The organism is Sphingomonas sp. VDB2 (genome assembly GCF_047946695.1).
Lineage (GTDB): Bacteria > Pseudomonadota > Alphaproteobacteria > Sphingomonadales > Sphingomonadaceae > Sphingobium > Sphingobium bisphenolicum.
This window is the reverse complement of record NZ_CP159615.1, coordinates 696,880-722,913: the sequence shown is the minus strand read 5'-3', so window position 1 is coordinate 722,913 and position 26,034 is coordinate 696,880. Positions and strand designations below refer to the sequence as shown.

Annotated in this window: 24 protein-coding genes; 13 read left to right on the top strand and 11 right to left on the bottom strand. The window is 65.9% G+C overall.

The window, feature by feature from the left end:
- Window positions 1-1,083: a DNA-processing protein DprA gene (dprA, locus tag ABT375_RS03685; RefSeq protein ID WP_416464166.1), complete on the bottom strand. Its 1,083-nt coding sequence runs from the start codon at window positions 1,081-1,083 to the stop codon at window positions 1-3.
- Window positions 1,083-1,691, bottom strand: a complete 609-nt coding sequence (plsY, locus tag ABT375_RS03680; RefSeq protein ID WP_261934684.1) for a glycerol-3-phosphate 1-O-acyltransferase PlsY — start codon at window positions 1,689-1,691, stop codon at window positions 1,083-1,085. The genes dprA and plsY overlap by 1 nt, the downstream gene beginning before the upstream one ends.
- Before the next feature lie 80 nt (window positions 1,692-1,771).
- Here plsY and ABT375_RS03675 point away from each other — a divergent pair, with 80 nt between their 5' ends.
- The 3 genes from ABT375_RS03675 (at window position 1,772) to hemA (ending at window position 4,613) form a co-directional block, all read left to right on the top strand.
- A complete protein-coding gene (locus tag ABT375_RS03675) occupies window positions 1,772-2,356 on the top strand; it encodes a hypothetical protein (protein WP_416464165.1) in 585 nt (194 codons plus the stop codon).
- Between the two features lie 42 nt (window positions 2,357-2,398).
- A complete protein-coding gene (gene murI / locus ABT375_RS03670; RefSeq protein ID WP_416464164.1) occupies window positions 2,399-3,202 on the top strand; it encodes a glutamate racemase in 804 nt (267 codons plus the stop codon).
- 184 nt (window positions 3,203-3,386) lie between these two features.
- Window positions 3,387-4,613, top strand: a complete 1,227-nt coding sequence (gene hemA, locus ABT375_RS03665; protein ID WP_261934687.1) for a 5-aminolevulinate synthase — start codon at window positions 3,387-3,389, stop codon at window positions 4,611-4,613.
- Window positions 4,614-4,634: 21 nt separating this feature from the next.
- Here hemA and ABT375_RS03660 read toward each other — a convergent pair whose 3' ends face one another.
- Window positions 4,635-5,279 carry a class I SAM-dependent methyltransferase gene (locus ABT375_RS03660; protein ID WP_416464163.1) on the bottom strand — a complete coding sequence of 215 codons (645 nt, stop codon included), beginning with the start codon at window positions 5,277-5,279 and terminating at the stop codon, window positions 4,635-4,637.
- On the bottom strand, window positions 5,276-6,526 hold the full coding sequence (locus ABT375_RS03655; RefSeq protein ID WP_416464162.1) for a DUF3419 family protein: 1,251 nt from the start codon (window positions 6,524-6,526) through the stop codon (window positions 5,276-5,278). The genes ABT375_RS03660 and ABT375_RS03655 overlap by 4 nt, the downstream gene beginning before the upstream one ends.
- Before the next feature lie 144 nt (window positions 6,527-6,670).
- On the opposite strand from ABT375_RS03655, the gene ABT375_RS03650 reads away from it, so the two are divergent.
- The 6 genes from ABT375_RS03650 to ABT375_RS03625 all read left to right on the top strand — a co-directional run bounded on the left by ABT375_RS03650 (window position 6,671) and on the right by ABT375_RS03625 (window position 13,634).
- Window positions 6,671-7,663 (top strand): ligase-associated DNA damage response exonuclease, encoded by a 993-nt coding sequence (locus ABT375_RS03650; RefSeq protein ID WP_416464161.1) that lies wholly within the window; start codon window positions 6,671-6,673, stop codon window positions 7,661-7,663.
- Between the two features lie 58 nt (window positions 7,664-7,721).
- A complete protein-coding gene (locus ABT375_RS03645; RefSeq protein WP_416464160.1) occupies window positions 7,722-9,320 on the top strand; it encodes a cisplatin damage response ATP-dependent DNA ligase in 1,599 nt (532 codons plus the stop codon).
- A 28-nt stretch (window positions 9,321-9,348) separates the two neighbouring features.
- Window positions 9,349-9,696 carry a GFA family protein gene (locus tag ABT375_RS03640; RefSeq protein WP_416464159.1) on the top strand — a complete coding sequence of 116 codons (348 nt, stop codon included), beginning with the start codon at window positions 9,349-9,351 and terminating at the stop codon, window positions 9,694-9,696.
- 84 nt (window positions 9,697-9,780) lie between these two features.
- Window positions 9,781-11,001, top strand: a complete 1,221-nt coding sequence (locus ABT375_RS03635; RefSeq protein ID WP_416464158.1) for a saccharopine dehydrogenase family protein — start codon at window positions 9,781-9,783, stop codon at window positions 10,999-11,001.
- Window positions 11,002-11,114: 113 nt separating this feature from the next.
- Window positions 11,115-12,287, top strand: a complete 1,173-nt coding sequence (locus ABT375_RS03630; RefSeq protein WP_261934694.1) for a carboxynorspermidine decarboxylase — start codon at window positions 11,115-11,117, stop codon at window positions 12,285-12,287.
- A gap of 147 nt (window positions 12,288-12,434) precedes the next feature.
- Complete coding sequence (locus ABT375_RS03625) at window positions 12,435-13,634, top strand: type III PLP-dependent enzyme (RefSeq protein WP_416464157.1); 1,200 nt, start codon at window positions 12,435-12,437, stop codon at window positions 13,632-13,634.
- A gap of 108 nt (window positions 13,635-13,742) precedes the next feature.
- On the opposite strand, the gene ABT375_RS03620 is transcribed toward ABT375_RS03625, so the two are convergent.
- The 7 genes from ABT375_RS03620 to ABT375_RS03590 are packed head-to-tail and all read right to left on the bottom strand — an operon-like array spanning window position 13,743 to window position 21,636.
- Window positions 13,743-14,960, bottom strand: coding sequence for a class I SAM-dependent RNA methyltransferase (locus ABT375_RS03620; RefSeq protein ID WP_416464156.1), 1,218 nt, complete (start codon window positions 14,958-14,960; stop codon window positions 13,743-13,745).
- Window positions 14,957-16,348, bottom strand: coding sequence for an NAD(P)H-hydrate dehydratase (locus ABT375_RS03615; protein WP_416464155.1), 1,392 nt, complete (start codon window positions 16,346-16,348; stop codon window positions 14,957-14,959). Before ABT375_RS03615 ends, ABT375_RS03620 begins: the two co-directional genes overlap by 4 nt.
- Complete coding sequence (locus ABT375_RS03610) at window positions 16,345-16,722, bottom strand: hypothetical protein (RefSeq protein ID WP_416464154.1); 378 nt, start codon at window positions 16,720-16,722, stop codon at window positions 16,345-16,347. Before ABT375_RS03610 ends, ABT375_RS03615 begins: the two co-directional genes overlap by 4 nt.
- Window positions 16,719-17,435: an N-formylglutamate amidohydrolase gene (locus tag ABT375_RS03605; RefSeq protein WP_416464153.1), complete on the bottom strand. Its 717-nt coding sequence runs from the start codon at window positions 17,433-17,435 to the stop codon at window positions 16,719-16,721. The genes ABT375_RS03610 and ABT375_RS03605 overlap by 4 nt, the downstream gene beginning before the upstream one ends.
- Window positions 17,432-18,331: a 4-(cytidine 5'-diphospho)-2-C-methyl-D-erythritol kinase gene (locus ABT375_RS03600; RefSeq protein ID WP_416464152.1), complete on the bottom strand. Its 900-nt coding sequence runs from the start codon at window positions 18,329-18,331 to the stop codon at window positions 17,432-17,434. Before ABT375_RS03600 ends, ABT375_RS03605 begins: the two co-directional genes overlap by 4 nt.
- Window positions 18,318-19,964, bottom strand: a complete 1,647-nt coding sequence (locus ABT375_RS03595) for a tetratricopeptide repeat protein (protein ID WP_416464839.1) — start codon at window positions 19,962-19,964, stop codon at window positions 18,318-18,320. Before ABT375_RS03595 ends, ABT375_RS03600 begins: the two co-directional genes overlap by 14 nt.
- Before the next feature lie 19 nt (window positions 19,965-19,983).
- On the bottom strand, window positions 19,984-21,636 hold the full coding sequence (locus ABT375_RS03590; protein WP_416464151.1) for a 4Fe-4S dicluster domain-containing protein: 1,653 nt from the start codon (window positions 21,634-21,636) through the stop codon (window positions 19,984-19,986).
- Window positions 21,637-21,768: 132 nt separating this feature from the next.
- Between ABT375_RS03590 and ABT375_RS03585 the strand changes: the two genes are divergently transcribed.
- The 4 genes from ABT375_RS03585 (at window position 21,769) to ABT375_RS03570 (ending at window position 25,986) form a co-directional block, all read left to right on the top strand.
- Window positions 21,769-22,494 carry a uracil-DNA glycosylase family protein gene (locus ABT375_RS03585; protein ID WP_416464150.1) on the top strand — a complete coding sequence of 242 codons (726 nt, stop codon included), beginning with the start codon at window positions 21,769-21,771 and terminating at the stop codon, window positions 22,492-22,494.
- Window positions 22,491-24,281, top strand: a complete 1,791-nt coding sequence (locus ABT375_RS03580) for a lytic transglycosylase domain-containing protein (protein WP_416464149.1) — start codon at window positions 22,491-22,493, stop codon at window positions 24,279-24,281. Before ABT375_RS03585 ends, ABT375_RS03580 begins: the two co-directional genes overlap by 4 nt.
- Window positions 24,281-24,808, top strand: coding sequence for a molybdenum cofactor biosynthesis protein B (moaB, locus tag ABT375_RS03575; RefSeq protein WP_416464148.1), 528 nt, complete (start codon window positions 24,281-24,283; stop codon window positions 24,806-24,808). Before ABT375_RS03580 ends, moaB begins: the two co-directional genes overlap by 1 nt.
- A 110-nt stretch (window positions 24,809-24,918) precedes the next feature.
- Window positions 24,919-25,986 carry a PA0069 family radical SAM protein gene (locus ABT375_RS03570; protein ID WP_416464147.1) on the top strand — a complete coding sequence of 356 codons (1,068 nt, stop codon included), beginning with the start codon at window positions 24,919-24,921 and terminating at the stop codon, window positions 25,984-25,986.
- The last annotated feature ends 48 nt before the right edge of the window (window positions 25,987-26,034 follow it).

Here is a 26,034-nt window from a genome sequence, read left to right as displayed (position 1 = left end):
TTACCGCACGCTTACCCGCCCTCCGGCCAGCCGATCCGTTCGACCGGCCAGTTCCAGTTCGAGCAGCACCGTCTGCACCACTGCAGGCGACAGGCCCGACTGCCGGATCAATTCATCGATCGGCACCGGCGCCGGTCCCAGCAAGGCGATCACGGCTGCGCGCTCCTTGTCCGCCACATCGCTCGACACAGGTTCGCCGATAAAATCGAAACTCCCCTGCCGCACCATGCGCGGGTCGATGCTGCTTACCGCTTCCAGCACATCGGCGGCGCTCTGGATCAGGATCGCGCCCTCGCGAATGAGTTGATTGCACCCTTGCGCGCGCGGATCGAGCGGCGATCCCGGCACTGCCATCACCTCGCGCCCCGCCTCTCCGGCCAGCCGGGCGGTGATCAACGACCCTGACCTGGGCGCCGCCTCCACCACCACCGTCCCCAGCGCCAGCCCCGCGATGATCCGGTTACGTGCCGGGAAATGGCGCGCCAGCGGCTGGACGCCGGGCGGATGTTCGGTGATCAGCAGCCCTTCGGTCGCGACCTGTTCCTGCAAGTCCCGGTTCTCGGGCGGAAAGGCGATATCGATACCGCTGGCGATGACGCCGATCGTGCCGCTGCCGATCGATCCGCGATGCGCCTCCGTATCGATCCCCCGCGCCAGCCCGGACACCACAACCGCGCCGCGCTGTCCCAGATCCTGCGCCAGCGTGCGCGCGAAACGGCAGGCGGCGGCAGACGCATTGCGCGCGCCGACCATGGCGATGCATTGCCCGCTCGCCAGCGCCGTATCCCCACGCAGGATCAGCGCAGGCGGCGCACCCTCGAACTGGTCGAGCAGGACGGGATAGTCGGGATCGCCCATCAGCAGATAGCGCGCGCCCAGCGCCCGGCTCTGCGCAATCTCCTTCTCCACCGCCCCCGCATCGGCCACGCTCGCGCGCCCGCCTCCACGCGCCGCCAGATCGGGAATGGCGCGCAACGCTTCCCCGGCCGTCCCGAAGCGGGCGAGCAGTTGCCGATAGCTGACCGGCCCGATCCGGGGAGAGCGGATGAGCCGCAGCCGGTCGAACCGCTCCCGCTCACGCATCAGGCGGAAGTACCCTTGGATCCGCCGATCTTGGGTTCCTCGCCCTTGGCCAGCCGCGCGATATTGGCGCGGTGCCGCCACAGCACGATCAGCGCCAGCGCGAGCGCAACCGGCACCAGGTCGATCCGTCCGAACGCCCACATGGCGACCGGCGCGCTGATCGCCGCCGCCATGCCGCCGACCGAAGACCATTTCGTCCCGAACAGCGCCGCCAGCCATACCGCCGCGAAAATGCACCCGGCCGGCCAGAATATCGCCGTCACCACGCCCATCATCGTCGCGACGCCCTTGCCCCCGGCGAAGCGCAGCCAGACCGGATAGCAATGGCCGATAAAGGCCATCGCCCCCGCCATCGGCCCGCCGCCATCGACCAGCGCCGCGCCGACCAGCACCGCCGCCGCGCCCTTGAGCAGATCAAGCAGCAAGGTCGCCGCCGCCAGCCCCTTGCGCCCGGTGCGCAGCACATTGGTCGCGCCGATATTGCCCGATCCGATCTGCCGCAGGTCACCCGCGCCGGTGAAGCGCGTCAGCAGCAGGCCAAAGGGGATCGAACCGAGCAGATAGCCCAGGAGCAGGACGAATGCGGGAAGAAGCCAGGGAGGTGTCATGAAATTCGCCGATAAAGCGTTTTCAAAGCAGGTGGAACATCTGCTGACTCGGAAAACGCATTAAATCAAAAGACCGGAGCATGAGCGCCGATGCAATCGGCTCCCATGCTCTAAATGTTGCCCGCGACCATAGCGTGACAGGCGCGCGGGGCAATGCCCAAAGGCTTGATTTGCGCCGTCATGGCCTTACCGTAACGCAAGACCTGCCGGAGCCGCCCATGACCGACACGCCGCTCGACGCTTTCACCCGCTCCTGGACCAGCATGGCGCTGGCCCCGCAGAAATTATGGCAATCGATCAATTCGGGCTGGTCGTTCGGCAATGTGACGATCAACGAAAGCAATAGCAGCGCGCCCCAGACCGAACAGGCGATACTGGCGCAGGAAAGCTATGGCCGGCAGATCGGCAAATTGCTCGATGCCGTCGATCTGCTGGTAAAACAGCAGCCGGACTGGCAACAGACCAAGGCATTTGAGGAAGTCGACCAGCTCAAGACGAAGATCGACGGCGTGAAACATGACCTGGCGGTCAAGCGGATCGAGCAACTGCGCGGCGACCTGGACCTGCTGCGCGTCTCCACCGACGCGGCGGACAAGGCGCATTATGGCGCGTGGATCGCCGCGTTGCGCCAATTGCTGGACGACATGCCCGCCTCGGCGAACTGAACCCCCGTTGACACCTCCGCCTCCTGCCGCGACACAGCGGCCATGACGGTCGCCCCTGACGCTCCCATACTCTTCTTCGATTCCGGCGTAGGGGGCCTGTCCATCCTCGCCCCGGCGCGCGCGGCGATACCGACCGCGCCGATCGTTTACGCCGCCGACAGCGCCGGTTTCCCCTATGGGACCAAGAGCGAGGCGGAAATCGCCGCGCGCGTGCCCGCCCTGCTCGGGCGCCTCGTCGAACGTTACCGCCCGCGCCTCGCTGTCATCGCCTGCAACACCGCCTCCACGATCGCGCTCCAGCATGTCCGCGCCGCGCTGGACATTCCGGTCGTCGGCACCGTCCCGGCGATCAAGCCCGCCGCCCTTCTCTCCAAAAGCCGCGTCTTCGGCGTGCTCGGCACCGACGCCACCGTGCGCCAGCCCTATGTCGACCGCCTCGCGGCCGAACATGGCGCGGACTGCATCATGTTGCGTCATGGCTCGGCGGCGCTGGTGCAACTGGCCGAAGCCAAGCTGCGCGGCGAAACGCTCGATCCTCAAGTCGCGCGGGACGCATTGGCAGGCCTGCTTCACCAGCCCGGCGGAGACCGGATGGATATGGTGGTCCTCGCCTGCACCCATTTCCCGCTGGTGGAACGGGAACTCGCCGCCGCCGCCCCGCATCCGATGGGCTTCGTCCATGGCGGCGAAGGCATCGCCCGGCGAATCGCTTTTCTGACCCAGGACCAACCGTGGCCCACGAAAGCGACGCCTGGTGTTGCGGTATTCACGCGGGTCGATGCAAAGGTCGACGCATTGCGCCCGGCTCTGGCCGGTTATGGCCTCGAACGGCTGGACACCCTTTGATCCGGAGGGGGTAGGCCATTTGTCCAATGGCCGATCAGTGTGATCGCTATATTGAGACACCTATCTGCTTACATTGCGAGCGGTTATCGCTGGTAATGACGGGGTCGCGCGGTTAAACGCGGCAGCGTGGGAAGAGGATGCGCAGCGACACGCAACGGCGCGCGGGCAAACGGGAAGAAGCGTAGTGAACTACAAACATATCTTTTCGCAGGCGATCGACCGTCTCCACGAAGAAGGTCGCTATCGTGTGTTCATCGATATCCTGCGCAATCGCGGGTCTTACCCCAACGCCCGCTGCTTCCACGGCCATAACGGCCCCAAGCCGATCACCGTCTGGTGTTCCAACGACTATCTCGCCATGGGCCAGCATCCCAAGGTCGTCGCCGCGATGGAAGAGGCACTGCACGATGTCGGCGCCGGTTCCGGCGGCACCCGCAATATCGGCGGCAACACCCATTATCATATCGATCTGGAAGGCGAACTGGCCGACCTGCACGGCAAGGAAGCGGCGCTGCTCTTCACTTCGGGCTATGTCTCGAACGAAGCGACGCTCTCCACCCTTGCCAAGCTGCTGCCCGGCTGCATCATCTTCTCCGACGAACTGAACCACGCCTCGATGATCGCGGGCATCCGCAATTCGGGCTGCGAAAAGCGGGTCTTCCGTCATAATGACGTCGATCATCTGCGTGAGCTGCTGGCCGCCGAAGACCCCGAAGCGCCCAAGCTGATCGCCTTCGAAAGCGTCTATTCGATGGACGGCGACGTGGCGCCGATCGCGGCGATCTGCGACCTGGCCGACGAGTATAATGCGCTCACCTATCTGGACGAGGTCCATGCCGTGGGCATGTATGGCGCGCGCGGTGGCGGCATTTCGGAGCGTGACGAGGTCGCCGACCGCCTCACCATCATCGAAGGCACGCTGGGCAAGGCGTTCGGCGTCATGGGCGGCTATATTGCGGCGGACCAGATGATCGTCGATGTGATCCGCAGCTACGCGCCCGGTTTCATCTTCACCACCTCGCTCTCGCCCGTGCTAGTCGCAGGCGTGCTGGCCAGCGTGCGCCACCTGAAGGCGTCGAGCGAGGAGCGCGAAGGCCAGCAGGCGTCCGCCGCTCTGCTCAAGCGCCTGATGGCGGAGGCGGGCCTGCCCGTCATGCCCTCGGTCACGCATATCGTGCCGCTGATGGTCGGCGACCCGGTCAAGGCCAAGCGGATCAGCGACATATTGCTCGCCGAATATGGCGCCTATGTGCAGCCGATCAACTATCCCACCGTCCCGCGCGGCACCGAACGCCTGCGCTTCACGCCCGGCCCGGCCCATGACGAAGCGATGATGCGCGATCTGGTGTCGGCGCTCGCCGAAATCTGGGACCGTCTGGAACTGGAAAAGACCGAGCGTCGGGCGGCCTGAATCCAGGCGACCAGGATTCGGTCAGGGGCGCATCATGCCGGCGCGCAACGCATATCCGCGATAGAGCGATCGGCAATTAGGCAAGCCACCCACAGCTAGCGCCGTTCGCTGGACCGCCGGTGCCAGATCGGCCCGCGGCGACACATGGAATTGCGCCAGCCAGCCAAATAGGGCGCGTTTCCACAGCGTCGGCAATTCGTCCTGCTGCCCGAAATCCACAATCTCCAGCTTGCCGCCGGGCGCCACGCAGCGCACCGCCTGCGTCAGCGCCTCTTCCCAGTCCGGGATCATCGACAGCGCATAGCTGATGAACACGCGATCGAAGCCGGCCCGCCCGAACAGTGCCTCCGCATCGAACCCACAGGCGTCCCCCTGCGCCAGCGTCACCCGATCCGCCAACCCGGCCTTCGCCACGCCCGCCCGCGCCGTCTCCAGCATCGCCTCGCTGATATCGACACCATAGAGGCGCGTGCCCGGCCAAGCTTTCGCCACTGCGATCAGGTTGCGTCCGGTGCCGCAGCCAATCTCCAGTACAGCCCCGCCCGGCGGCGGCGCAAGATCGGCGATCAGGCCATCGCGCCCCAGCAGATAATATTTGCGCGTCAGGTCGTAGATATGCCGCTGATAGCGATAGACCCCGTCCATCAGCCCCTTGTGATCGCTCACCGCGCATCCTTCAGCACATAGAGATGAACGCCGCCATAGATGGCCGACCGGTCGCGCGCGGTATAGTCGAGCGACTCGTCCGCCCGATAATCCCAGCGATCCAGCACATCCTCGGCGACCCGCCCCGGCAATATGCTGGGTTCCCCCGCCGTGCGGAACAGCACGCGCGCGCCGGGTTTCGCGGTCCGTGTGATCTGATCCCAAAGCGCGTTCAGTTGCTCGTCGTCCATCCAGTCCTGCGCGTCGAGCAGGATATAGCGATCGCACGAAGCTGCCGGCTGGCTGGCGAGGAAGTCGGTGAAATTGACATGGCGCACATCGACCCGCCCGGCCCGCTTCCGCACCGCCTCATGGTTCGAGGCTTGCAGATAGGGCGGCAACGGCCCTTCGCCACCGGCATAGCCGCGCCCGAACGCCTGCACCGCGAAATAATTATCCTTCAGGTCGAAGTCGCAGGCCAGTTTCTTCAGCCGCGCCTTCAGCACATTGTCCATCCGGTCGTCGCCGGCCAGCGCCTCGAACTGGGCGGGCGGGATGCCGAGGCCAAAGAGCGACGCCGGCTGGCTGGTCAACCAGCGCACGAAGCCCTTGTCGAAGATCGGCGCCAGTTCCCGCTCGAAGATTTCGCGCTGCTCTTCGCGGCTCTGGGCATCCAGCATCCGCTTGGGATTGACGCCATGCAGCCGCGCCAGCAGATGCGCCGCGCCGATGAAGCGGCCGAGCAGGCCATGTTTGTAGATACCGCGCGCGAAACCGCCGATCCGCCGCCGCCCGATCAGGTCGCGCCCTTCCCAGTAACGCCGGGTCGCCTCGTCCAGTTGCGGCGCCACGACGTCGCGATAGGCGGCGATATTGGCCTTATTGTCCGCCTGAGCGAAAAAGCGGTGGAAGGCCGCATGGTCGGGCAGGCGCTGCGCCGCCATCAGCTTCAGCCGGTTGAGCGCGATATGCGCGGTGTTGAGATCGACCGCCGTGATCTTCGCCGGATCGGCGGTCAGATAGCTCAGCACATTGCAGCCGCCCGACGCGATCGTCACGACATGGCTGTCGGGCGTGATCGCCAGCGCCTCCATGTCCACCGCCGGGTCTTCCCATATCTGGGCATAAACCAGACCGCGAAAAGCGAAGGTGAAGGCGCGCTCCAGCAGCCCCTGCTTCGACAGATGCCGGTGGCGATGCACCGCGTTGGTGATTTTCCGATGGCCAGTCTTTTTATGATGACCAGTCTGATCCGCTGTCGCTGCCATGGCTGCACTCCTCGCTGCCGGGTCGTTCCGGCGCGGATAGGGCAATGGCATGTCGCGGGCATGACGGGCGTGTTACGCCATGATGACGGCCTTCCGGGAAATCGCCTTGCGGAACCGGGGCGCCCCTTCCCATCTTGTGCAGATATGGCTCACTGGATCGAACCCCACCCGACCGGCATCTATGTCCGTCCCGCCGATGCCTGGATCGATCCGTCACTGCCCCAGGAGCGCGCGCTGGTCACCCACGGCCATGCCGATCATGCGCGTGGCGGCCACGGTCATGTCTGGGCCACGCGGGAGACGCTGGCGATCATGGCGCTGCGCTATGGCACCGCCAGCGGCACGGCGGTCGGCTATGGCGAGGAGGTGCGCATGGGCGGCGTAACCATCCGTTATGTCCCTGCCGGCCATGTGCTGGGATCGGCGCAGATCGTGCTGGAGCATGGTGGCGAGCGGGTGGTCGTAACCGGCGATTACAAGCGCCGACCCGACCCGACCTGCCTGCCGTTCGAGCCGGTGCCCTGCGACATCTTCGTAACCGAAGCGACCTTCGGCCTCCCCGTCTTCCGCCACCCCGATACCGGCAGCGAGATGGACCGGCTGCTCGCCGCGCTCCACGCCAACCCGGATCGCTGCGTGCTGGTCGGTGCCTATGCGCTGGGCAAGGCGCAGCGGGTCATCTGCGAACTGCGCGCGCGCGGCCATCACGACCCCATCTACATCCATGGCGCGATGGAACGGATGTGCGCCCTCTACGAAGAATTCGGCGTCGCCATGGGCGAACTGCGCCCCGCGACCGGCGTCGCGGCCAAGGAGATGCGCGGCCACATCATCCTGTCGCCGCCGTCCGCGCTCAACGACCGCTGGAGCCGTCGTTTGCCCGATCCGATCACCGCCATGGCGTCGGGCTGGATGCGGGTGCGCCAGCGCGCACGGCAGAAGAATGTCGAACTGCCGCTGGTCATTTCAGACCATGCCGACTGGGACGAACTGACGGATACGATACGCGAAGTCGCGCCGAGCGAAACCTGGATCACCCATGGCCGCGAAGAAGCCCTTCTGCACTGGTGCATGACCCACCAGATTCGCGCCCGCGCCCTGGCGTTGGTCGGCCGCGAAGATGAGGATGAGGGGTGATGCGATCTCACACCCCACATCCGTTCGGTTCGAGCCTGTCGAGAACGGAAGCGCGCAAATGAAGCAATTCTCCCAACTCCTCGACGGTCTGGTCTACACCCGTTCCCGCAATGGCAAGCTGGGCCTGATCGCCGCCTATATGCGCGACGCGCCCGATCCCGATCGCGGCTGGGCGCTCGCCGCGCTGACCGGCAATCTCGATCTCAAGGCCGTCAAATCCTCCGCCATCGGCGAGATGATCCGCGCCCGCACCGATCCCATCCTCTATGAAATGAGCCGCGACTATGTCGGCGACCTTGCCGAAACCGTCGCCCTGCTCTGGCCCAAGCGGGACGACCAACCCGCCGAACTGGACGACGGCTCGCTCAGCCTGTCCGCCGTGATCGATCGCCTCCATGGTATCAGCCGCGCCGCCGCGCCCGATGCCCTCGCCCAGATGATGGATCATCTCGACTCCTCGGGCCGCTTCGCGCTGCTCAAGCTCGCGACCGGGGGCCTGCGCGTCGGCATCTCCGCCCGCCTCGCCAAGACCGGCTTCGCACTGGCCTTCAACCTGGATGTCGATGATGTCGAACAGGTCTGGCACGCCCTCGCCCCACCCTATACCGCTCTGTTCGACTGGGCGGAGGGCCGCACCGGCCGCCCGAACCCGGAAGGCACCCCCTATTTCCGTCCCTTCATGCTCGCTCATCCGCTGGAGGCCGACAGCGTCGACCTCACCGACTATGTCGCCGAATGGAAATGGGACGGCATCCGTATCCAGATCGTCGGCACTGGCAGCGAAACCCGCCTTTACAGCCGCGCGGGCGACGATATTTCCGGCAGCTTCCCGGAAATCGCCGCCGCCTTCACCGGCCACGCCGTCCTCGACGGCGAACTATTGGTAAAGGGGGAGGTCCAGGGCGCCGCCGAACATGGCGGCGCCGCGGCCAGCTTCAACGCCCTGCAACAGCGCCTCGGCCGCAAGGCGGTCAGCGCCAGGATGATGGAGGATTATCCCGCCTTCGTTCGCCTCTACGACCTGCTGATCGAAGGCGACACCGATCTACGCGCTTTGCCGTGGACCGACCGCCGCGCCCGGCTGGAAGCGTTTATGCCCGGCCTTGACCCGAACCGCTTCGACCTGTCCGCCGTCATCGACGCCCCCGATTTCGAAGCGCTCGCCGACATCCGCGCCGGCACGCGCGACGCCGCGATCGAAGGGGTCATGCTCAAGCGCCGCGACAGCCCCTATGTCCCCGGGCGCAAGGCCGCGCTCTGGTACAAATGGAAACGCGATCCGCTGACCGCCGACTGCGTCATGATGTACGCCCAGCGCGGCCACGGCAAACGCTCCTCCTTCTATTCGGACTATACGTTCGGCTGCTGGACCCCGGACGGCGAATTGCATCCGGTGGGCAAGGCCTATAGCGGCTTCACCGACGAGGAACTGAAATGGCTCGACCGCTTCGTCCGCCAGAATACGGTCGCCCGTTTCGGCCCGGTGCGGGAGGTCGAAAAGACGCTGGTGCTGGAAGTCGCGTTCGACTCGATCCACGACAGCAAACGCCATAAATCCGGCCTCGCCATGCGCTTCCCCCGCATCGCCCGCATCCGCAAGGACAAGCCCGCGCAGGAGGCCGATACGGTGGAGGGGTTGAAGAAGCTGGTGAGTTAGCGCAGGATGGATCAAAAGGAGAACGGACATGCCCTATACTGGAAGCTGCCATTGCGGCGCCGTGACCTTCAGCGTCGCGGCCGAAGCGCCGACGGAAGGCATGACCTGCAACTGTTCCCATTGCAGCCGCAAGGGCTTCGTCCTCACCTTCGTGCCGGCGGATCAGTTCACGATCGATAGCGGCGCGGACGAACTGAACGACTATCTCTTCTACAAGCACGCGATCACGCATCAATTCTGCAAGACCTGCGGCACGGAAGCGTTCGCGCTCGGCAAATCGCCCAACGGCCCGATGCGCGCGATCAACCTGCGTTGCGTGCCAGCGGTCGATATCGACGCATTGACGATCAACAAGGTCGACGGCGCCAGCTTCTGACAGTCTGACTTTGCGCTGTCACGCGACGTCCCTATATGGGCGCTTTCGCGCGTCGGGCGCGACCATAGTGATGGAGCATTTGAATTGAGCAAGGTTCTGGTCATCGGCGCGGGCGGCGTCGGGTCTGTCGCGGTCCACAAGATGGCGATGAACCCTGATATTTTCAGCCATGTCACGCTCGCCAGCCGCCGCCTCGTCAGTTGCGAGAAGGTCGCCGAATTGGTTCTGGCACGCACCGGCGTGACCATCGACGTGGCGCAGGTCGATGCCGATAATGTCGCAGCGACGATCGCTCTGATCGAGAAGGTCCAGCCCAAGCTGGTCGTGAACCTGGCCCTGCCCTATCAGGATCTGGCGATCATGGACGCCTGCCTGGCCACGAAGACCGACTATCTCGACACCGCCAATTACGAACCGCGCGACACGCCCAAGTTCGAATATAGCTGGCAGTGGGCCTATCAGGAGCGTTTCAAGGAAGCCGGCATCATGGCGCTGCTGGGTTCCGGCTTCGACCCCGGCGTCACCAGCGTCTTCGCGTCCTATATCAAGAAGCATCTGCTCGACACGATCGACACGCTCGACATTCTGGACTGCAATGGCGGCGACCATGGTCAGCATTTCGCCACCAACTTCAATCCGGAAATCAACATCCGCGAAGTGACCGCGCCGTCGCGCCACTGGGCGAATGGCGAATGGGTCGAAGGTCCGGCATTGAGCCACAAACAGACGTTCGATTTCGACCAGGTCGGCGAAAAGAACATGTACCTCATGTATCATGAGGAACTGGAAAGCCTCGCGAAATTCTATCCCGAAATCAAACGCATCCGCTTCTGGATGACCTTCGGCGACGCCTATCTCAAGCATCTCGAAGTGCTCCAGAATGTCGGCATGACCCGGATCGATCCGGTCATCTACAATGGTCAGGAGATCATCCCGCTCCAGTTCCTCAAGGCCGTGCTGCCCGAACCGTCAAGCCTTGGGTCGACCACCAAGGGCAAGACCAATATCGGCGACATCGCCACGGGCCAGAAGGACGGTCAGGAAAAGACCGTCTATGTCTATCAAATCTGCGACCATGAAGAAGCCTATGCCGAAACCGGCAATCAGGCGGTCAGCTACACAACCGGCGTGCCCGCGATGATCGGCGCGGCCCTGATGCTGACCGGGGCGTGGAAAGCCCCGGAAGGCGAAAATGGCGGCGTGTTCAACATCGAACAGTTCGATCCCGATCCCTTCATGGACATGCTCAACAAGCATGGCCTGCCCTGGCAGGTGAAGGAATTGGACGCGCCGCTGGCCTTCTAAAACTGTGTCATCCCAGCGCAGGCTGGGATCTCTCTTTTCTTCTGTGGCGCCACAAAGAAGTGAGACCCCAGCTTTCGCCGGGGTGACGGCGCGGCAGGATGGAGTATTACCCCATGGAAACCCGCGCCGGCGATCCCGCCGCCTTCGCCCGCTTCGACCTCTACCGCGTCCCCTCGCCCGCCTTCGTGGTGGATGAGGCCGCGGTGCGGCGGAACCTTGCCGTCCTGCGCGACATAGGCGATCGTGCCGGCATCAAGGTCTTGGGCGCGCTCAAGGCCTTCTCCATGTGGTCGCTTGGGGGCGTGCTGGGCGAATATCTCGACGGCGTCTGCGCATCGGGCATCTACGAAGCCCGCCTCGGTCGGGAGGAGTATAAGGGTGAGGTCGCCACCTACTGCGCCGCCTACAAGCCAGACGATCTGGCCGAAATCCTCAAAATTTCCGACCATGTCATCTTCAACAGCCCGGGCCAGATCGCGCGGCTCAAGCCCGTGATCGACGCCGCTCGCGCGGACGGCCGCATCTTCGACATCGGCCTGCGCCTCAACCCTCTCCACCCGGAAGGGGAAGTGCCCAAATATGACCCGTCGCAGCCGCACAGCCGCCTCGGTTTCCCGGTAAACCAGTTACGGCCGGAGCATCTGGAGGGGGTAGACGGCCTGCACGTCCACAATCTCTGCGAACAGGATTTTGAGCCGCTGGCCCGCACCTGGGCCGCGATCGAACCCTATGTCATGCCCCATGTCGGCGGCCTCAAATGGCTGAACTTCGGCGGTGGTCACCATGTCACCCGCGCCGATTACCAGATCGACGACCTCATCGCCTTCTTACAACAGGTGAAAGCGCAGACCGGCCTCACCCTCTATATCGAGCCAGGCGAGGCTATGGCGCTGGACGCGGGCATATTGATCGGCGAAATCCTCGACGTGATCGACAACGGGATGCCCGTCGCCATCACCGACATCAGCGCCACCTGCCATATGCCCGACGTGATCGAGGCGCCCTATCGCCCCGCCATGCTGCATGAGCCGGACGAAGGCGCGGTCACCCGACTCGGCGGCCCATCCTGCCTGGCTGGCGACATCATCGGCGACTATCGAGTCCCCGGCGGCGCGGAGCCGGGCGCGCGCATCGCCTTCCTCGATCAGGCCCATTATTCGATGGTCAAGACCAACACCTTCAACGGTGTGCCTCTTCCAGCCATCTGGCTGTGGCACTCGGAAACCGATGAACTCAAGGAAATCCGCGCCTTTTCCTATAGCGATTTCAAGACCCGTCTCTCGTAACGCACGTTTCGTAGCCTCCTGCGCAACAAAATTTTCACATGCGCTTTACAGGGGGGACCCCTCCGCATATATCGACCGTCCGCTGCCCCATGGGACTTCCACCGCAAGGCAGCTTTTCGCCCTGAACTACACTGGAGGTCCCTTGAATTGCACAAGCATCCTAGCGCGCTGGGGGTAGCGACCACCCTCAAACCGGCAGCACCGGTAACGCTGATTCGCCCCGAAGCCGCCGCTCGGGCCGCCCGATTCTTCGTCGAGAAGTTTCCGGGTCGCTCGCTCTATGCGGTCAAGGCGAACCCGTCACCCGATCTGATCCGCACGCTGTTCGCCAACGGTGTCACGCATTTTGACGTGGCGTCGATCGCGGAAGTGCGGCTGGTCGCCGAAACGCTGGCGGGCGAAGAGGGTGTCAAACTCTGCTTCATGCACCCGGTCAAGGCCGAGGAAGCGATCGCGGAAGCCTATCATCGCTACGGCGTGCGCACCTTCTCGCTCGACACGATCGATGAGCTGGAAAAGATCATGCGCGCCTGCGACGATGCGACCGATCTGGACCTGTGCGTGCGCCTGCGCGTGTCGTCCGAACATTCCGAACTCTCCCTCGCGTCGAAATTCGGCGCAGAACTGGGCGAGACCCGCGAACTGCTGATGGCCACTCGTCAGGCGGCTGATGCGCTGGGCATTTGCTTCCATGTCGGCAGCCAGGCGATGAGCCCGCAGGCCTATAGCGATGCGATCGAGCGTGTCCGCGCCGCGATCGTCGATGCGGCGGTCACGGTCGACATCATCGATGTCGGCGGCGGCTTCCCGTCCATCTATCCGGGCATGGAGCCGGTCGCGCTCGAAAATTATTTCGAAGCGATCCATCGCGGCTTCGAAAGCCTGCCGGTCAGCTATTCGTCGGAACTGTGGTGCGAACCCGGCCGCGCGCTGTCGGCGGAATATAGCTCGATCATCGTGCGCGTCGAACGCCGTCGCGGCACCGAACTCTACATCACCGACGGCGCCTATGGCGCGCTGTTCGATGCCGCGCATATCGGCTGGCGCTTCCCCGTCGCGCTACTTCGGGAGGATGAGAGCGAGGAGGAACTGACCGCCTTCTCCTTCTACGGCCCGACCTGCGACGACATGGACCATATGGTCGGCCCGTTCATGCTGCCAGCGGACGTGGCTGTGGGCGACTATATCGAAATCGGGATGCTCGGCGCTTATGGCGCGGCGATGCGGACCGGCTTCAACGGCTTCACGTCGGAAGCCACGATCGAGGTGGAGGACGAGCCGATGGCCAGCCTCTACACCGAAGTCGCGCCGGTCCGCCGTCGCGCAAACGTCATCAAGCTGGGCTAAACCGACTCAGGTTCCCCGGAGAGGATGCCTGTTCCCGGCCAGCCACGAGCCGGAACATAGAGAAACTGCCAATCCCTCGCCGCTCCCCCCTCGCGGCGAGGGATTGTCTTATCTGCGGAAGATGCCGACCAGTTCGACATGGGTCGTCCAGCGGAACTGGCCCACCGGCTTGACACTGTCGAGCCGATAGCCGGCCGCCGTCAGATGTGCCGCATCGCGCGCGAAGCTTGCCGGATTGCAGGACACATAGGCGATGACCGGCACGGCCGACGCCGCCAGTTGCAACACCTGCTCGCGCGCGCCCGCCCGCGGCGGATCGAGGATCACAGCGGCAAAGCGGTTCAACTCTTCGGGCGTCAGCGGCCGCCGGAACAGGTCACGATGATCCGCCGCCAACCGTCGTTGCGCCCGCCCGGCCGCGAGCTTGAGCGAAAGGATCGCATCCCGCGCGCCCTCGCCGGCATAAACCGGACGCCCGTCGCCCAGCGCCAGCGCAAAAGTGCCAAGGCCGGCGAACAGATCGGCGATCGCCCCCATGTCCGGCAGCGCATCGCGCACCGCGCCGACCAGCGCCGCCTCGCCATCGGGCGTCGCCTGCAGGAAGGCGAAGGGCGGAAAACCCACCGGCACGCCGCCGAAGCTGATCGTCGCCGCCTCCGGCTCCCAGCGCGTTTGCGCGCCGTCACCCTCATCGATGGTCAGCCGCGCCAGCCCGTGCGCCCGCGCAAAGTCGCCCAGCGCCTCGTCCGCCGCCAACCCCTCGACCTTCACCCCCTCCAGCAGCAGGTCGACGCCCTGGTCGACCAGCGACATCTTCACATGCGCAGCCCGTTTATCGGGCAGGATCGTCGCCAGCAGCCCCCGCAGCGGCGCCACCAGAGCGAACAGCCGCGGATCGAGCACCGCGCACATCTCCAGGTCGATCAGCCGGTGGCTGCCCTCCTCGGCAAAGCCGATGGTCACGCGCTTGCCCGCCCTTGCCGCGCGCAACGCCGCGCGCCGCCGCGTCATCGGCGGGGAGATATGGGGCGGCAGCACGGTAACAGGCAGCACGCCCTGCCCCGCCAGCGCGCCAGTAACACGCCCCGTCACGAACGCAGCATAGCTCGCCTCGTCCAGTTGCTGGATCTGGCAACCGCCACAGGCCGGGAAATGGGTGCAGGCCGGATCGACATGATGCGGCCCGGCGATGACCAAGCCGCCGGGGCCGATCCGATCGCCCGGCGCGGTCAGCGGGAAATGGCGGCCGTCGGCGGTGATGCCATCGCCCTTGGCGGCGATGCGGATGATGGTGCCGGAATCGGTTGCGTTGTCGGTGTCTGTCACAATCGCGCGGCGATAGCCGCTGGCAGCGCGCCAAGCAAATCATCCGCGACAAAGGCCGGCCCGGCCCGCCGCGCCGCCTCGCCATGCAACCACACCGCCTCGCACGCCGCGCGAAAGGGATCGCCCGTCGCCGCCAGCCGCCCGGCGCACAGCCCCGCCAGCACGTCGCCGGTCCCCGCTGTCGACAGCCAGGGCGAAGCGCCCGTCGCTACCGCTGCTCGCCCGTCCGGCGCGGCGACCACGCTGTCCGCGCCTTTATACACCACGACCGCATCCGATTGTCGTGCCGCGACCCGCGCCCGATCGATCTTGCTGCCGGGCAAGTCCCCGAACAGCCGCTGAAATTCGCCCTCATGCGGCGTCATGATCGCGCCCGCAGGAATGGCGCGCGCGCCCTCTTCGCCCAGCAAGGTCAGCGCATCGGCGTCCAGCACCAGGGCATGACCAGCGTCCATCGCCGCCGCCAGCCGCGCCCGGCCATCGGCGTCCCGCCCCAGTCCCGGCCCGACCAGCACGACGTCGATCCGTTCGTCCGCCAGCGCCTCGCCGATCCCCTCGGGCGCTTCGATCCGGCGATTGACGACGGCGTGCGGGCCGACGATCGGTCGATCGACAGCAAAGCGCCGCACCGATCCCGCCCCGGAATGGGCCGCCGCGATGCTCGCCAGCAGGCTAGCGCCCGGCATCGCGCCACCGACCACCGCCACCAGGCCGCGCGTATATTTATGCGCGTCGGCCGCCGGCGCCGAAAGAATGGGCGCGCCCAACCGATGCACTGCGCTCGACACCGCTATGCCGATGTCCGCCAGCACCAATCGCCCGCTATGCCCCGCCGCCGGTTGCAACAGATGCGCAGGTTTGTAGGCGCCCAACGCGATGCAGGTGCCGAAACGTGGCACAGCGGACAGGATCGCGCCGCTATCGGTCTCGACCCCGCTCGGCAGGTCGATGGCGTGGCTGACCGCCGCCGCGCCGACCAGCGCACAGAGCCGCGCCGCCACGGCATCGTCCAGCCCGCGCGTCAGCCCGGTGCCGAACAGCGCATCGACCAGTTGCGTCGCCGGCGCGGCGGTCATCATATCCTCGACCGGTCCGCCCCATGCCGCCCGCGCGCGCTGGCCCGACACGGTGCGGCTTTCGCCCAGGGCCGCTACCCGCACCGGCAGGCCTCGGTCGCGCAATATCCGCGCGATGACATAGCCGTCGCCGCCATTATTGCCCGGCCCGCACAATATCAGCGCATCGCGCTTATGCCCGGCCCGCCAGATGACCTCCGCCGCCGCCGCGCCCGCCGTCTCCATCAATCCATAGTCGTCGATGCCCGCATCGAAAGCCGCCTGCTCCGCCGCGCGCATCTGCGCGGCCGTCAGGATCGGCCCGCCGGTCATCGCCCGGAACCGGCGATCCGCGCCGGCAGCCGATAGCGATCGTCGCCCGTGACGACTTCTATCCGCTTGTCGTCCAATATGCTCAGCGTCGCCGCCTCCGCGCCATCGGCCGCCTCCAGCCCGCGCCCGTCCGCCAGCACGCGAAAGCGCCGGAAACCACCATCAGGATGCCGGAGCGTCAACATGGCGCCGACGCGCTCGACCAGGCAATCGCGCGCCCACGCGTCCGACCCCGCCAGCGCGCAATCCGCCTTGCCGTCATCGACCGGAGCCGCATCCGCCACAGCACCGGACCGGTTCCCGGAAGAGGGCGCCTCCCGACCGCAGCCCGCCAGCAGCACCAGCACCGCCAATGCTATGCCGCCCCATATCATGCCAATCGGCTCCTGCATGCCAGCACCACCGGTCCCAATATCGACGCGAAGCGCGCCTGCCCCTCGGCATCGCCGACCAGATCCTGCCGCATCTCCACGCCGAGATAGGGGATGCCATTGGCTTCGGCATGGCGGTTCATCGTCGCATTGAGCAATGTACCGGCATAGGGCAACTGGTCGCCGACCTTCAGCCCCGCCGCCTCCAGCAAGGGAATCGCGATCCGCGCGGCGCGATCGTCCTGATTGTAGAGCACACCGATATCCCATGGCCGCTGCTGCCCCGGATCGCTTGCCAGCCGCGGGGTGAAACTATGGACCGACAGGATGAAGGGCAACCCCATGCCCTCCAGCAGCGTCGCGACCCGATGATGATAGGGATGGTGAAAGCGCATCATCCGGTCGGCCAGATCCGCATCGCGGTTGCCCGGAATGGCATGGCCATCGCTCATCACCGGCAACAGGCCGGGCGCGTCCTCCTCGCGATTGAGGTCGATCACCAGCCGCGACACGCCGCCCAATATCGCCGTCCCGCCCAACTGCGCAGCGAGCAGGCGGCTCACCTCCGCCACGCCGATGTCGATCGCGATATGTTCGCGTAGCAATGCCGGGTCGATACCCAGTTCGATATCGTCCGGCACATGGGCTGACGCATGATCGCCCACGATCAGCAGATCCAGTCCGCCGCCGTCAATCTGATTATAGGCTTCGCTCATGCGCTTCTGATCCGCGTTTCCATCACCCACCAACCGGGATTGGCTTGCCGCACCGCCTGCGCCGCCGCCGCCAGAGCGCGATCGCTACGAAACAGCGCAAAGCAGGTCGCGCCCGATCCCGACATCCGCGCCAGCAGTAGATCCTCCTGCGCCGCCAACATCGCCAGCACATCGCCAATGACCGGCGCGATCGCCAGCGCCGGCGCTTCCAGATCGTTGCGCCCCCCGTCGCGCAGCACATCCAGGCTGGAGCCGTCGAGCGGACCACCATCCACTCGGTCCCAACCGGCGAATATCTGCGCCGTCGACACGCCGACGCCGGGATTGACCAGCAGCATCGGACATCCCTCCAGCCCGTCCACGGCATGGCGCGCCAGCCTTTCGCCGCGCCCCGCGACCATCTGCGTCACGCTGGCGACACAGGCCGGCACATCGGAGCCCAGGTCCAGCGCCAGCCCCGCCAGCTCCCCGGCCTCGATCCGCACATCCCACAGCCGCATCAGCAGCCGCAGCGTCGCCGCCGCATCCGCCGACCCGCCGCCGATGCCGGACGCCACCGGCAGATATTTGGTCAGCCGTATCGCCGCGCCGCGCTGCTCGCCCAGATAGGCCTGCAACACCCGCGCCGCCCGCACCACCAGATTGTCCCCGTCCGCATTCAGCGCCGCCCCGAATGGCCCGTCGATCGCCAGATCGATCGCGCCATCGTCGGTCGCCTGGCCCTGCAACCGGTCGCCATCTTCGGCAAAGACGAACAGGCTCTCCAGAGCATGATAGCCATCGTCCCGCCGCGCCCGTACATGCAGCGCGACATTGACCTTGGCATAGGCGATCTCGGAGACGGGCGCATCAATCAGCCCGATCTGCGCGTCCATTTTCCCGTCAGGGTGCGGCATATTCGGGCCTCATCCCCATCTTGCGCTTCGCCGCCAGCCGCGTGGCGACGTCGCCCTCGGCAAAGACCGATGCAGCCGCCCAGGCGTAACGCGCCTCATACCGCCGCCCCGCAACCCACAGAGCATCGCCCAGATGTTCGTTGATCGTGCTGTCGGTCGGCGCCGCCGCCGCCGCGCGCTCCAATACCGGCACCGCCGCATCGACATTGCCGCTCACGAACTGCGCCCAGCCCAGCGAGTCGGTGATCGACGCATCCTGCGGCTTGAGCGCGCTCGCCTTTTTGAGCAATTCCAGCGCCGCCTCGACATTCTGCCGCCGCTCGATCTGCGCATAGCCCAGATAGTTGAGGATCACCGGCTCATTGGGCGCGATCTTCGCCGCACGTTCCAGCACCGCACGCGCCTCGTCCCATCTTTTGCCCTGTTCCAGCGCGCTGCCCTCGAACAGCAGCAGCGTCCAGGGCAACTGGTCGCCTTCATAGCCGGCCTGTGCCGCCCGGAACGCCGTCGCCGCACCGTCGAAATCCTGCTTCTGCGCCAATAAACGCCCCAGCCGCACCTGCCGCTCCGCCTCCGCGCCCGGCTCCGCCGCCTGCACACGGGCCAGCGCCAGCGCGCCATCCATGTCGCCAGCCGCCGCCAGCGCGTCGATCAGTTCTGCCTGCGCGAGGGCCCCATACCAGCCATTGGCCGGCACCTTGCCCGCTTCGGCGACGCCGCCCGCCGCATGGCCCTGCGCCGTCAGCAACCGGGCCGACACGATGTGGATTTCCGGACCGTCGGGATCGGCGAAGGTCGCGATCCGCGCCAGCCGCAACCCCAGCGCCGAACCGCTGGCATCGGACGACACATCGACCGCCAGCCGCGCCAGCAAGCGCGCAAAGCCCTGCGCCGGCGTCGTCGCCGCGCCCGCCGCCTTCAACCCCTTGCCCTTTTCGATGTCGGCGCGCGCCCGCGCGAAGCTGGCGCTGCCGACCGGCAACAGGGTCAAGGCTTCCGCCTTCGCGCGCCGCGCCGCGAATTGACCGGCAAAGGCGAGCCGCAACGCCGCGCCATCACCACTACGCACGGCCAGCGCCCGCCGCGTCGCTGGCGCCGCCGTCGCCAGATCGCCGCGCGCCAGCGCCTGCAACGCCGCATGTTCATCGGCATAGCGTAGACCCAGCGCCGCGAACCGATCCTTGCCGTCGATCACCGGCGGCGCATATTGCCCCTCGCCCAGCGATATCCAGCTACGGATGATGGGCGTAAGGAAAGCGAAATTGCCTTCCTCCAGCATCCGGTCGGTCAATGCGCGCGCGCCGGCCCAATCCTTGGCCGTCAGCGCCTCTCCGATCAGCAGCAGCGTGCCGTCGCGCGGCAGCGCCCCCGCCCGGTCCAGCAACGCGGCCGACTGCCGCGCCAGCAACCGGTCCCCGCTCTCCAGCGCCTGCACATAGGATCGCCGAGCGATCTCGATCCGCGCCGGGTCTTGTTTCAGCGCCTCGCGATAGCTGGCGACCGCCAGCCCCAGCGCGCCGTCCCCGTCCGCCATTCGCGCCCTCGCATAGGCATGGAGCGCGCCATTTCCCACCATGGCGGGATCGACCGACGCCCCCGCCATGGTCGGAACCATCGCCGGGGTCGTCAGCATCAGCAACAGGGTCAGGCGCTTACATGTTCGGATAATTCGGTCCTCCGCCGCCTTCGGGCACGACCCAGTTGATATTCTGGGTCGGGTCCTTGATGTCGCACGTCTTGCAGTGGACGCAATTCTGCGCGTTGATCTGGAACCGGGGATTGCCCTCTTCCTGACCGACCACTTCATAGACACCCGCCGGACAGTAACGCTGCGCCGGCTCGTCATAAAGGGGAAGATTGTAGCTGATCGGGATCGCCGGATCCTTGAGCTGCAAATGGACCGGCTGGTCCTCCTCATGATTGGTGTTGGACAGGAACACCGACGACAGCCGGTCGAAGCTCACCACGCCGTCGGGCTTGGGATAGGCGATCTTCGCGCAGGCGTCCTTGGGCCAGATTTTCTCATTATCGGCCTTGTGCTTCATCGTGAAGGGCAGGCCGATCTTGAGCGTGCGCATCCACATGTCGATGCCCGCCAGCAGCGTGCCGATCGTCCCACCGAACTTCGACAGCAAAGGCTCGGCATTCTTCACCAGCTTCAATTCGTCCGCGATCCAGCTCGACCGCAGGCGCAATTCATAATCGTCCAGCACGTCGCGGGCGCGCTCGTTCTGGATCGCCTCGAACGCGGCTTCGGCCGCCAGCATGCCGGACTTCATCGCCGTGTGCGTGCCCTTGATCCGCGGCACGTTCACGAAGCCCGCCGAACAGCCGATCAGCGTCCCACCGGGGAAGACCAGCTTGGGAATGGATTGCCACCCACCCTCGTTGATCGCCCGCGCCCCATAGGACACGCGACGGCCGCCCTCCAGAAACTTGCGGATTTCGGGATGCTGCTTCCAGCGCTGGAATTCCTCGAACGGGTAGAGATGCGGGTTGCGATACCCAAGCCCCACGACGAAGCCCAACGCCACCTGCCCATTGGCCTGATGGTAGAGAAACCCCCCGCCATAGGCATCGGTCAGCGGCCAGCCCTGCGAATGGATCACCAGCCCCGGCTGATGCATCGCGGGATCAATGTCCCACAATTCCTTCATGCCCAGGCCATAGACCTGCGGCTCGCTGTCGGCGTCGAGGGCGAACTGGCGCTTCAATATCTTGGTCAGGTGGCCGCGCGCGCCTTCGGCGAAGAAGGTATATTTGGCGTGCAGTTCCAGGCCGGGCTGATAGTCGCCCTTCCGGTTACCTTCGCGGTCGATGCCCATGTCGCCGGTGGCGACGCCCTTCACGCTGCCATCCTCATTATAGAGGATTTCGGCCGCCGCGAAGCCGGGAAAGATTTCCACGCCCAGCCCCTCGGCCTGCTCGCCCAGCCAGCGGCACAGATTGCCCAGCGATCCGGTATAGGTGCCCTTATTATGCATCCACCCCGGCGTCATCATGTGCGGCATGGCGATCTTGCCGGTTTTGGTCAGGAACCAGTGCTGGTTGTCCGTCACCGGCACATCGGCCAGCGAACAGCCCATCTCGCGCCAGTCAGGCAGCAATTCGTCAAGCGCCTTGGGATCGATCACCGCGCCGGACAGGATATGGGCGCCGATTTCCGACCCCTTTTCCAGAACGCAGACCGCGAGTTCCTGGCCCGCATCATTCGCCAATTGCTTCAATCGGATGGCCGCCGACAGACCGGCCGGCCCACCGCCGACGATCACGATGTCATAGGGCATCGATTCCCGTTCGCTCATTCATCCCTCCATTGGGGCGATCGGCGGGCTGCACCCCGTCCTCTCCAATCGCCGCATTAGTCCAACACTTTACCATCGAAGGCGATGAAGCACCTTGACCCCCTCGTCAACCTCTGGCCCTAACTGTTCGTGATGCGGGGATTATTGCAGGATGATGCGGCGACCGCCGACGCCTATCTGGCGTGGTGGCAGCTCGCAGGCGTTGACAGCGCCACAGGCGAATCGCCAGTGAACTGGCTGCGTCCGGTCGCTGCGCGCCCATCCGGCATGGCGGCCGCCGCGATCGCAGCGCCCGTCAAGGAGAAGCCGCGAACGCTCGAATCGTTCCTTGACTGGCTCGCCAATGATCCGTCCCAGCCCGAACGACACTGGGCCGGCACACGGATCGCGCCGGTGGGCAAAACGCCGGCAGCGCTGATGGTCGTCACCGACCTGCCCGATCCTGCCGATATCGCCGAAGGCCGATTGCTCGCCGATCGCGCCGGCCAGTTGTTCGATGCGATGCTGCGGGCGATCGGCCTCGATCGCGACGCCATCCATCTCGCCTCGCTCTTCACCGCCCGCCCGCCCGGCGGCATGGTGGAGGCGTCCGATCTTGCCCTCGCAGCCGATCGGATGCGCACCCATGTCGCGCTGGCCCTTCCGCGCCGGCTGCTGCTGCTGGGCGACCGGACGATCCGTGCGCTGATGCCGACGGACGGTGCCGCATCGCCCGATAGTTTACGCCAATTTAATCATGATGGCGGCATTGTGCCCGCCGTCGCCACATTTCACCCCCGGTTGCTGCTGACCCAGCCGACAGCCAAGGCGGAATGCTGGCGCGCCCTGCAAAGCCTGATCGAGGAAGCCCGTCCGTGATTCGCGCCGCGACCCAAATTTCCCGTTTCGCCCTGATTGCCATGGGCCTGGCCGCCGCGCTTCCCGCCAGCGCCGAAACCGCCCCGGTCCTGCCGACCCTCTCGACCGAATCTTCGCCGCTGCAACTGAGCGATGGGGACAAGGCCCGCTACCGCGCCTTGTTCGCCGCGATCCAGGCGCAGCAATGGACCGACGCCAAGGCGATGGTCGCCGCGCTCGATCCGCAGGACGCCGTCCGTCCGCTGGCACTGTCCGAAATCTATCTGGCGAAGGGGTCGCCGCGGGTCGAACTGTTCGACCTGCTGGACCTCATCAACAAGGCCGCCTGGCTGCCCAAGGCGGACCAGCTCTCCCGGCTGGCGCAGAAGCGCGGCGCAACCATCCTGCCGACCCTGCCCCAGATTCAAAAAATGGTCTGGCTCGGCGCAGCCCCGCGCCGCCAATATGTCGCCGCGACCAAGACCGATGCACTGGCGCAGGCCCTCGCCGGCCAAATCCAGACCTATGTCAAGAATGACGACCCGATCGGCGCGGAAAGCCTGCTGGCCACCGGCGAAGCGGGCCTGACGTCCGAAGGACTGACCGAGGTGCGCCAGCGCGTCGCCTGGGCCTATTATATCGAAAATGACGATGGCAACGCCCGCCGCATGGCCGCGCGCGCGCTCGAAACCCGAACCGGCGGCGACTGGACGGTGCAGGCGCACTGGACCACTGGCCTTGCGTCGTGGCGCCAGAATGACTGCCGCACCGCCGCACCGGCCTTCGCCAATGTGGCCGCACTGGCGGGCGACGCCGACATGCGCGCCGCCGGCGCCTATTGGGCCTCGCGCGCCTATATGGTCTGCGGCGAAGCGGAGAAGGTCGCCGCCTATCTCAAGCAGGCGGCCCGTTCGGACGAAACCTTCTACGGCCTGCTCGCCCGCGAATCGCTCGGCCTGCCGCTCGGCGCCGCGCCGGTCGGCAGCCGCTTCGGCGCGCTCGAATGGCAGAAGCTCCGGGCCAGCCCCAATGCCCGCGCCGCGATCGCCCTGTCCGCGATCGGCGACAACGGCCGCGCCGACGAACTGATCCGCTATCAGGCCAAGATCGGCGGCAGCGACCAATATGACGCGCTGCTGCGCCTCGCCAGCGCCCTGAACCTGCCCGCGACCCAGCTCTGGCTCGCCCATAACGGCCCGGCGGGCAAGCAGCCCGACAGCTTCGCCCGCTTCCCCGCGCCGGACTGGCGCCCCGATGGCGGCTGGCGCGTCGATCCCTCGCTCATTTACGCCCACACGCTCCAGGAATCGGGCTTCCGCTCGGACGTCGTCAGCAGCGCGGGTGCGCGCGGCCTGATGCAGGTCCGTCCCGGCACCGCCGGCGATGTGGGCCTCACCAACGCATCGCAACTCTTCGTGCCGTCCACCAACATGGAATATGGCCAACGCTATCTGGAATCGCTGCGCGACATGAGCGCGACCGGTGGCCTGCTGCCCAAGGTAATGGCCGCCTATAATGCCGGCCCGCAGCCGGTCGATCGCTGGAACACGCAGGTCCATGACAAGGGCGATCCGCTGCTCTTCATGGAATCGCTGCCCTATTATGAAACCCGCGCCTATGTGAACATCGTCATGCGCAACTACTGGATGTACCAGATCCAGGCGAAGGGCAGCGCCGATTGCCTGACCGGCATGGCGCAGGGCATGTGGCCGACCTTCCCCAATGCCAAGGGCGTGAAGCTGGTACGGCTCAGCAAGGCCGACGGCCGCGCCCAGCCTTCCGCCGCCATGGGTGGCGGTTCCGACTGATGCCGATCGACGAGGGCCGGGCCTTCATTCCCGTCCGGATCGCCGTCCTCACCGTCTCCGACACACGCGGCCTCGCCGAGGACCGCTCCGGCGATGCGCTGATCGAACGGCTGGAAAGCGCCGGCCACATTCTCGCCGCCCGCTATATCGAGCGCGACGACCGGTCCGCCATCGTCGCCCGCCTCCATGCCTGGATCGACGATCCGCAGATTGACGTCATCCTCACCACCGGCGGCACCGGCGTCACCGGCCGCGACGTCACGCCCGAAGCCCTCGCCCAGGTGCAGGACAAGGAAATCCCCGGTTTCGGCGAACTGTTCCGCTGGCTCAGTTACCAGAGCATCGGCACCTCCACCATCCAGTCCCGCGCCACCGCCTGCGTCGCGCGCGGCACCTATATCTTCGCGCTGCCCGGCTCGACCGGCGCGGTGAAGGACGCCTGGGACGGTATCCTCGTCACCCAACTCGACAGCCGTTTCCGCCCCTGCAACTTCGTCGAACTGATGCCGCGGCTGATGGAGCGTTAAGGCCGATCCGGCATTTCATTAGTTAGCCAATTAATGAAATGCCGGTGCCGTACTGCTGTTGCACTTGTCGTCTCAATTGACACGTTGTTCCTTATATGTTCTTGTGCGCCATGGCGATCGAAAGGGGCAGAGGCGCAACGCTGAACGGCGACAGCCACCGCTTCAACCTCCCCCAGCGGGAGGCCGACGGCGACTGGCTCGATACGGTCGAGCAACTGGACGGCCCTGTCCCGCGCCGCCGCACCCAGGTCACGGTCGAACATCCCCGCACGATCCTCACGCGCAACGCCAGCCCCGACATCGGCTTTTCCCAATCGATCAACGCCTATCGGGGGTGCGAACATGGCTGCATCTATTGCTTCGCGCGCCCGTCCCATGCCTATCACGACCTGTCCCCCGGCCTCGATTTCGAAACCAGATTGTTCGCCAAGCCCGATGCCGCAAAACTGCTGCGCGCCGAACTGTCGAAGCGCAACTATGTCGTCGCGCCCATCGCCATGGGCACGAACACCGACCCCTATCAACCGATCGAAAAGGATTGGCGGATCACGCGGGATATATTGGAATTGCTGGTCGAAACCCGCCACCCGACCTTCATCACCACCAAGTCCGACCGCATAGTGCGCGACATCGACCTGCTCGCCGATCTGGCGCGCGACCGGCTGGTTGCCGTCATGCTCTCCGTCACCAGCCTTGACCCCGCTATCGCCCGCACCCTGGAACCCCGCGCGCCGCATCCGCTGCGCCGGATCGAGGCGATCCGCCAGCTATCGGCCGCCGGCATCCCCGTCACCGCCAGCATCTCGCCGGTCATCCCCGCCATCACCGACCATGAGATCGAAGCGCTGGTCGCCCACGTCGCGCAGGCGGGCGCGCGGGAGGTCAGCTACATCCCCGTCCGCTTGCCGCACGAGGTCGCGCCGCTGTTCCGCGCATGGCTGGACGCCCATTATCCCGATCGCGCGGCCAAGGTGATGGCGATCATCCGCGACCTGCGCGGCGGCCGCGACAACGACCCCGATTTCGGCACCCGGATGCGCGGACAGGGCGTCTGGGCCGACCTCATCCGCACCCGCTTCAGCAAGGCCCGCAAACGCGCAGGCCTTGGCGCGGAACGGCTGACCCTGCGCACCGACCTCTTCCGCCCACCCGAAGGCGCACAGATGCGGTTATTTTAGCCTCCGTTGTTCGGACGGCTTTGGGTGGCCGACTATGGTCCCAAAACG

Coding starts and splice junctions, on each gene's coding strand:
- ABT375_RS03615 (WP_416464155.1), bottom strand. CDS start 16,348: ATGACCGGCGGGCCGATCCTGACGGCCGCGCAGATGCGCGCGGCGGAG.
- dprA (WP_416464166.1), bottom strand. CDS start 1,083: ATGCGTGAGCGGGAGCGGTTCGACCGGCTGCGGCTCATCCGCTCTCCC.
- ABT375_RS03570 (WP_416464147.1), top strand. CDS start 24,919: ATGGCGATCGAAAGGGGCAGAGGCGCAACGCTGAACGGCGACAGCCAC.
- ABT375_RS03605 (WP_416464153.1), bottom strand. CDS start 17,435: ATGAGCGAAGCCTATAATCAGATTGACGGCGGCGGACTGGATCTGCTG.
- moaB (WP_416464148.1), top strand. CDS start 24,281: ATGCCGATCGACGAGGGCCGGGCCTTCATTCCCGTCCGGATCGCCGTC.
- ABT375_RS03595 (WP_416464839.1), bottom strand. CDS start 19,964: ATGCTGACGACCCCGGCGATGGTTCCGACCATGGCGGGGGCGTCGGTC.
- ABT375_RS03590 (WP_416464151.1), bottom strand. CDS start 21,636: ATGAGCGAACGGGAATCGATGCCCTATGACATCGTGATCGTCGGCGGT.
- ABT375_RS03585 (WP_416464150.1), top strand. CDS start 21,769: ATGCGGGGATTATTGCAGGATGATGCGGCGACCGCCGACGCCTATCTG.
- ABT375_RS03655 (WP_416464162.1), bottom strand. CDS start 6,526: ATGGCAGCGACAGCGGATCAGACTGGTCATCATAAAAAGACTGGCCAT.
- ABT375_RS03600 (WP_416464152.1), bottom strand. CDS start 18,331: ATGCCGCACCCTGACGGGAAAATGGACGCGCAGATCGGGCTGATTGAT.
- ABT375_RS03630 (WP_261934694.1), top strand. CDS start 11,115: ATGGAAACCCGCGCCGGCGATCCCGCCGCCTTCGCCCGCTTCGACCTC.
- plsY (WP_261934684.1), bottom strand. CDS start 1,691: ATGACACCTCCCTGGCTTCTTCCCGCATTCGTCCTGCTCCTGGGCTAT.
- ABT375_RS03645 (WP_416464160.1), top strand. CDS start 7,722: ATGAAGCAATTCTCCCAACTCCTCGACGGTCTGGTCTACACCCGTTCC.
- ABT375_RS03650 (WP_416464161.1), top strand. CDS start 6,671: ATGGCTCACTGGATCGAACCCCACCCGACCGGCATCTATGTCCGTCCC.
- ABT375_RS03640 (WP_416464159.1), top strand. CDS start 9,349: ATGCCCTATACTGGAAGCTGCCATTGCGGCGCCGTGACCTTCAGCGTC.
- murI (WP_416464164.1), top strand. CDS start 2,399: ATGACGGTCGCCCCTGACGCTCCCATACTCTTCTTCGATTCCGGCGTA.
- ABT375_RS03610 (WP_416464154.1), bottom strand. CDS start 16,722: ATGATATGGGGCGGCATAGCATTGGCGGTGCTGGTGCTGCTGGCGGGC.
- ABT375_RS03675 (WP_416464165.1), top strand. CDS start 1,772: ATGAGCGCCGATGCAATCGGCTCCCATGCTCTAAATGTTGCCCGCGAC.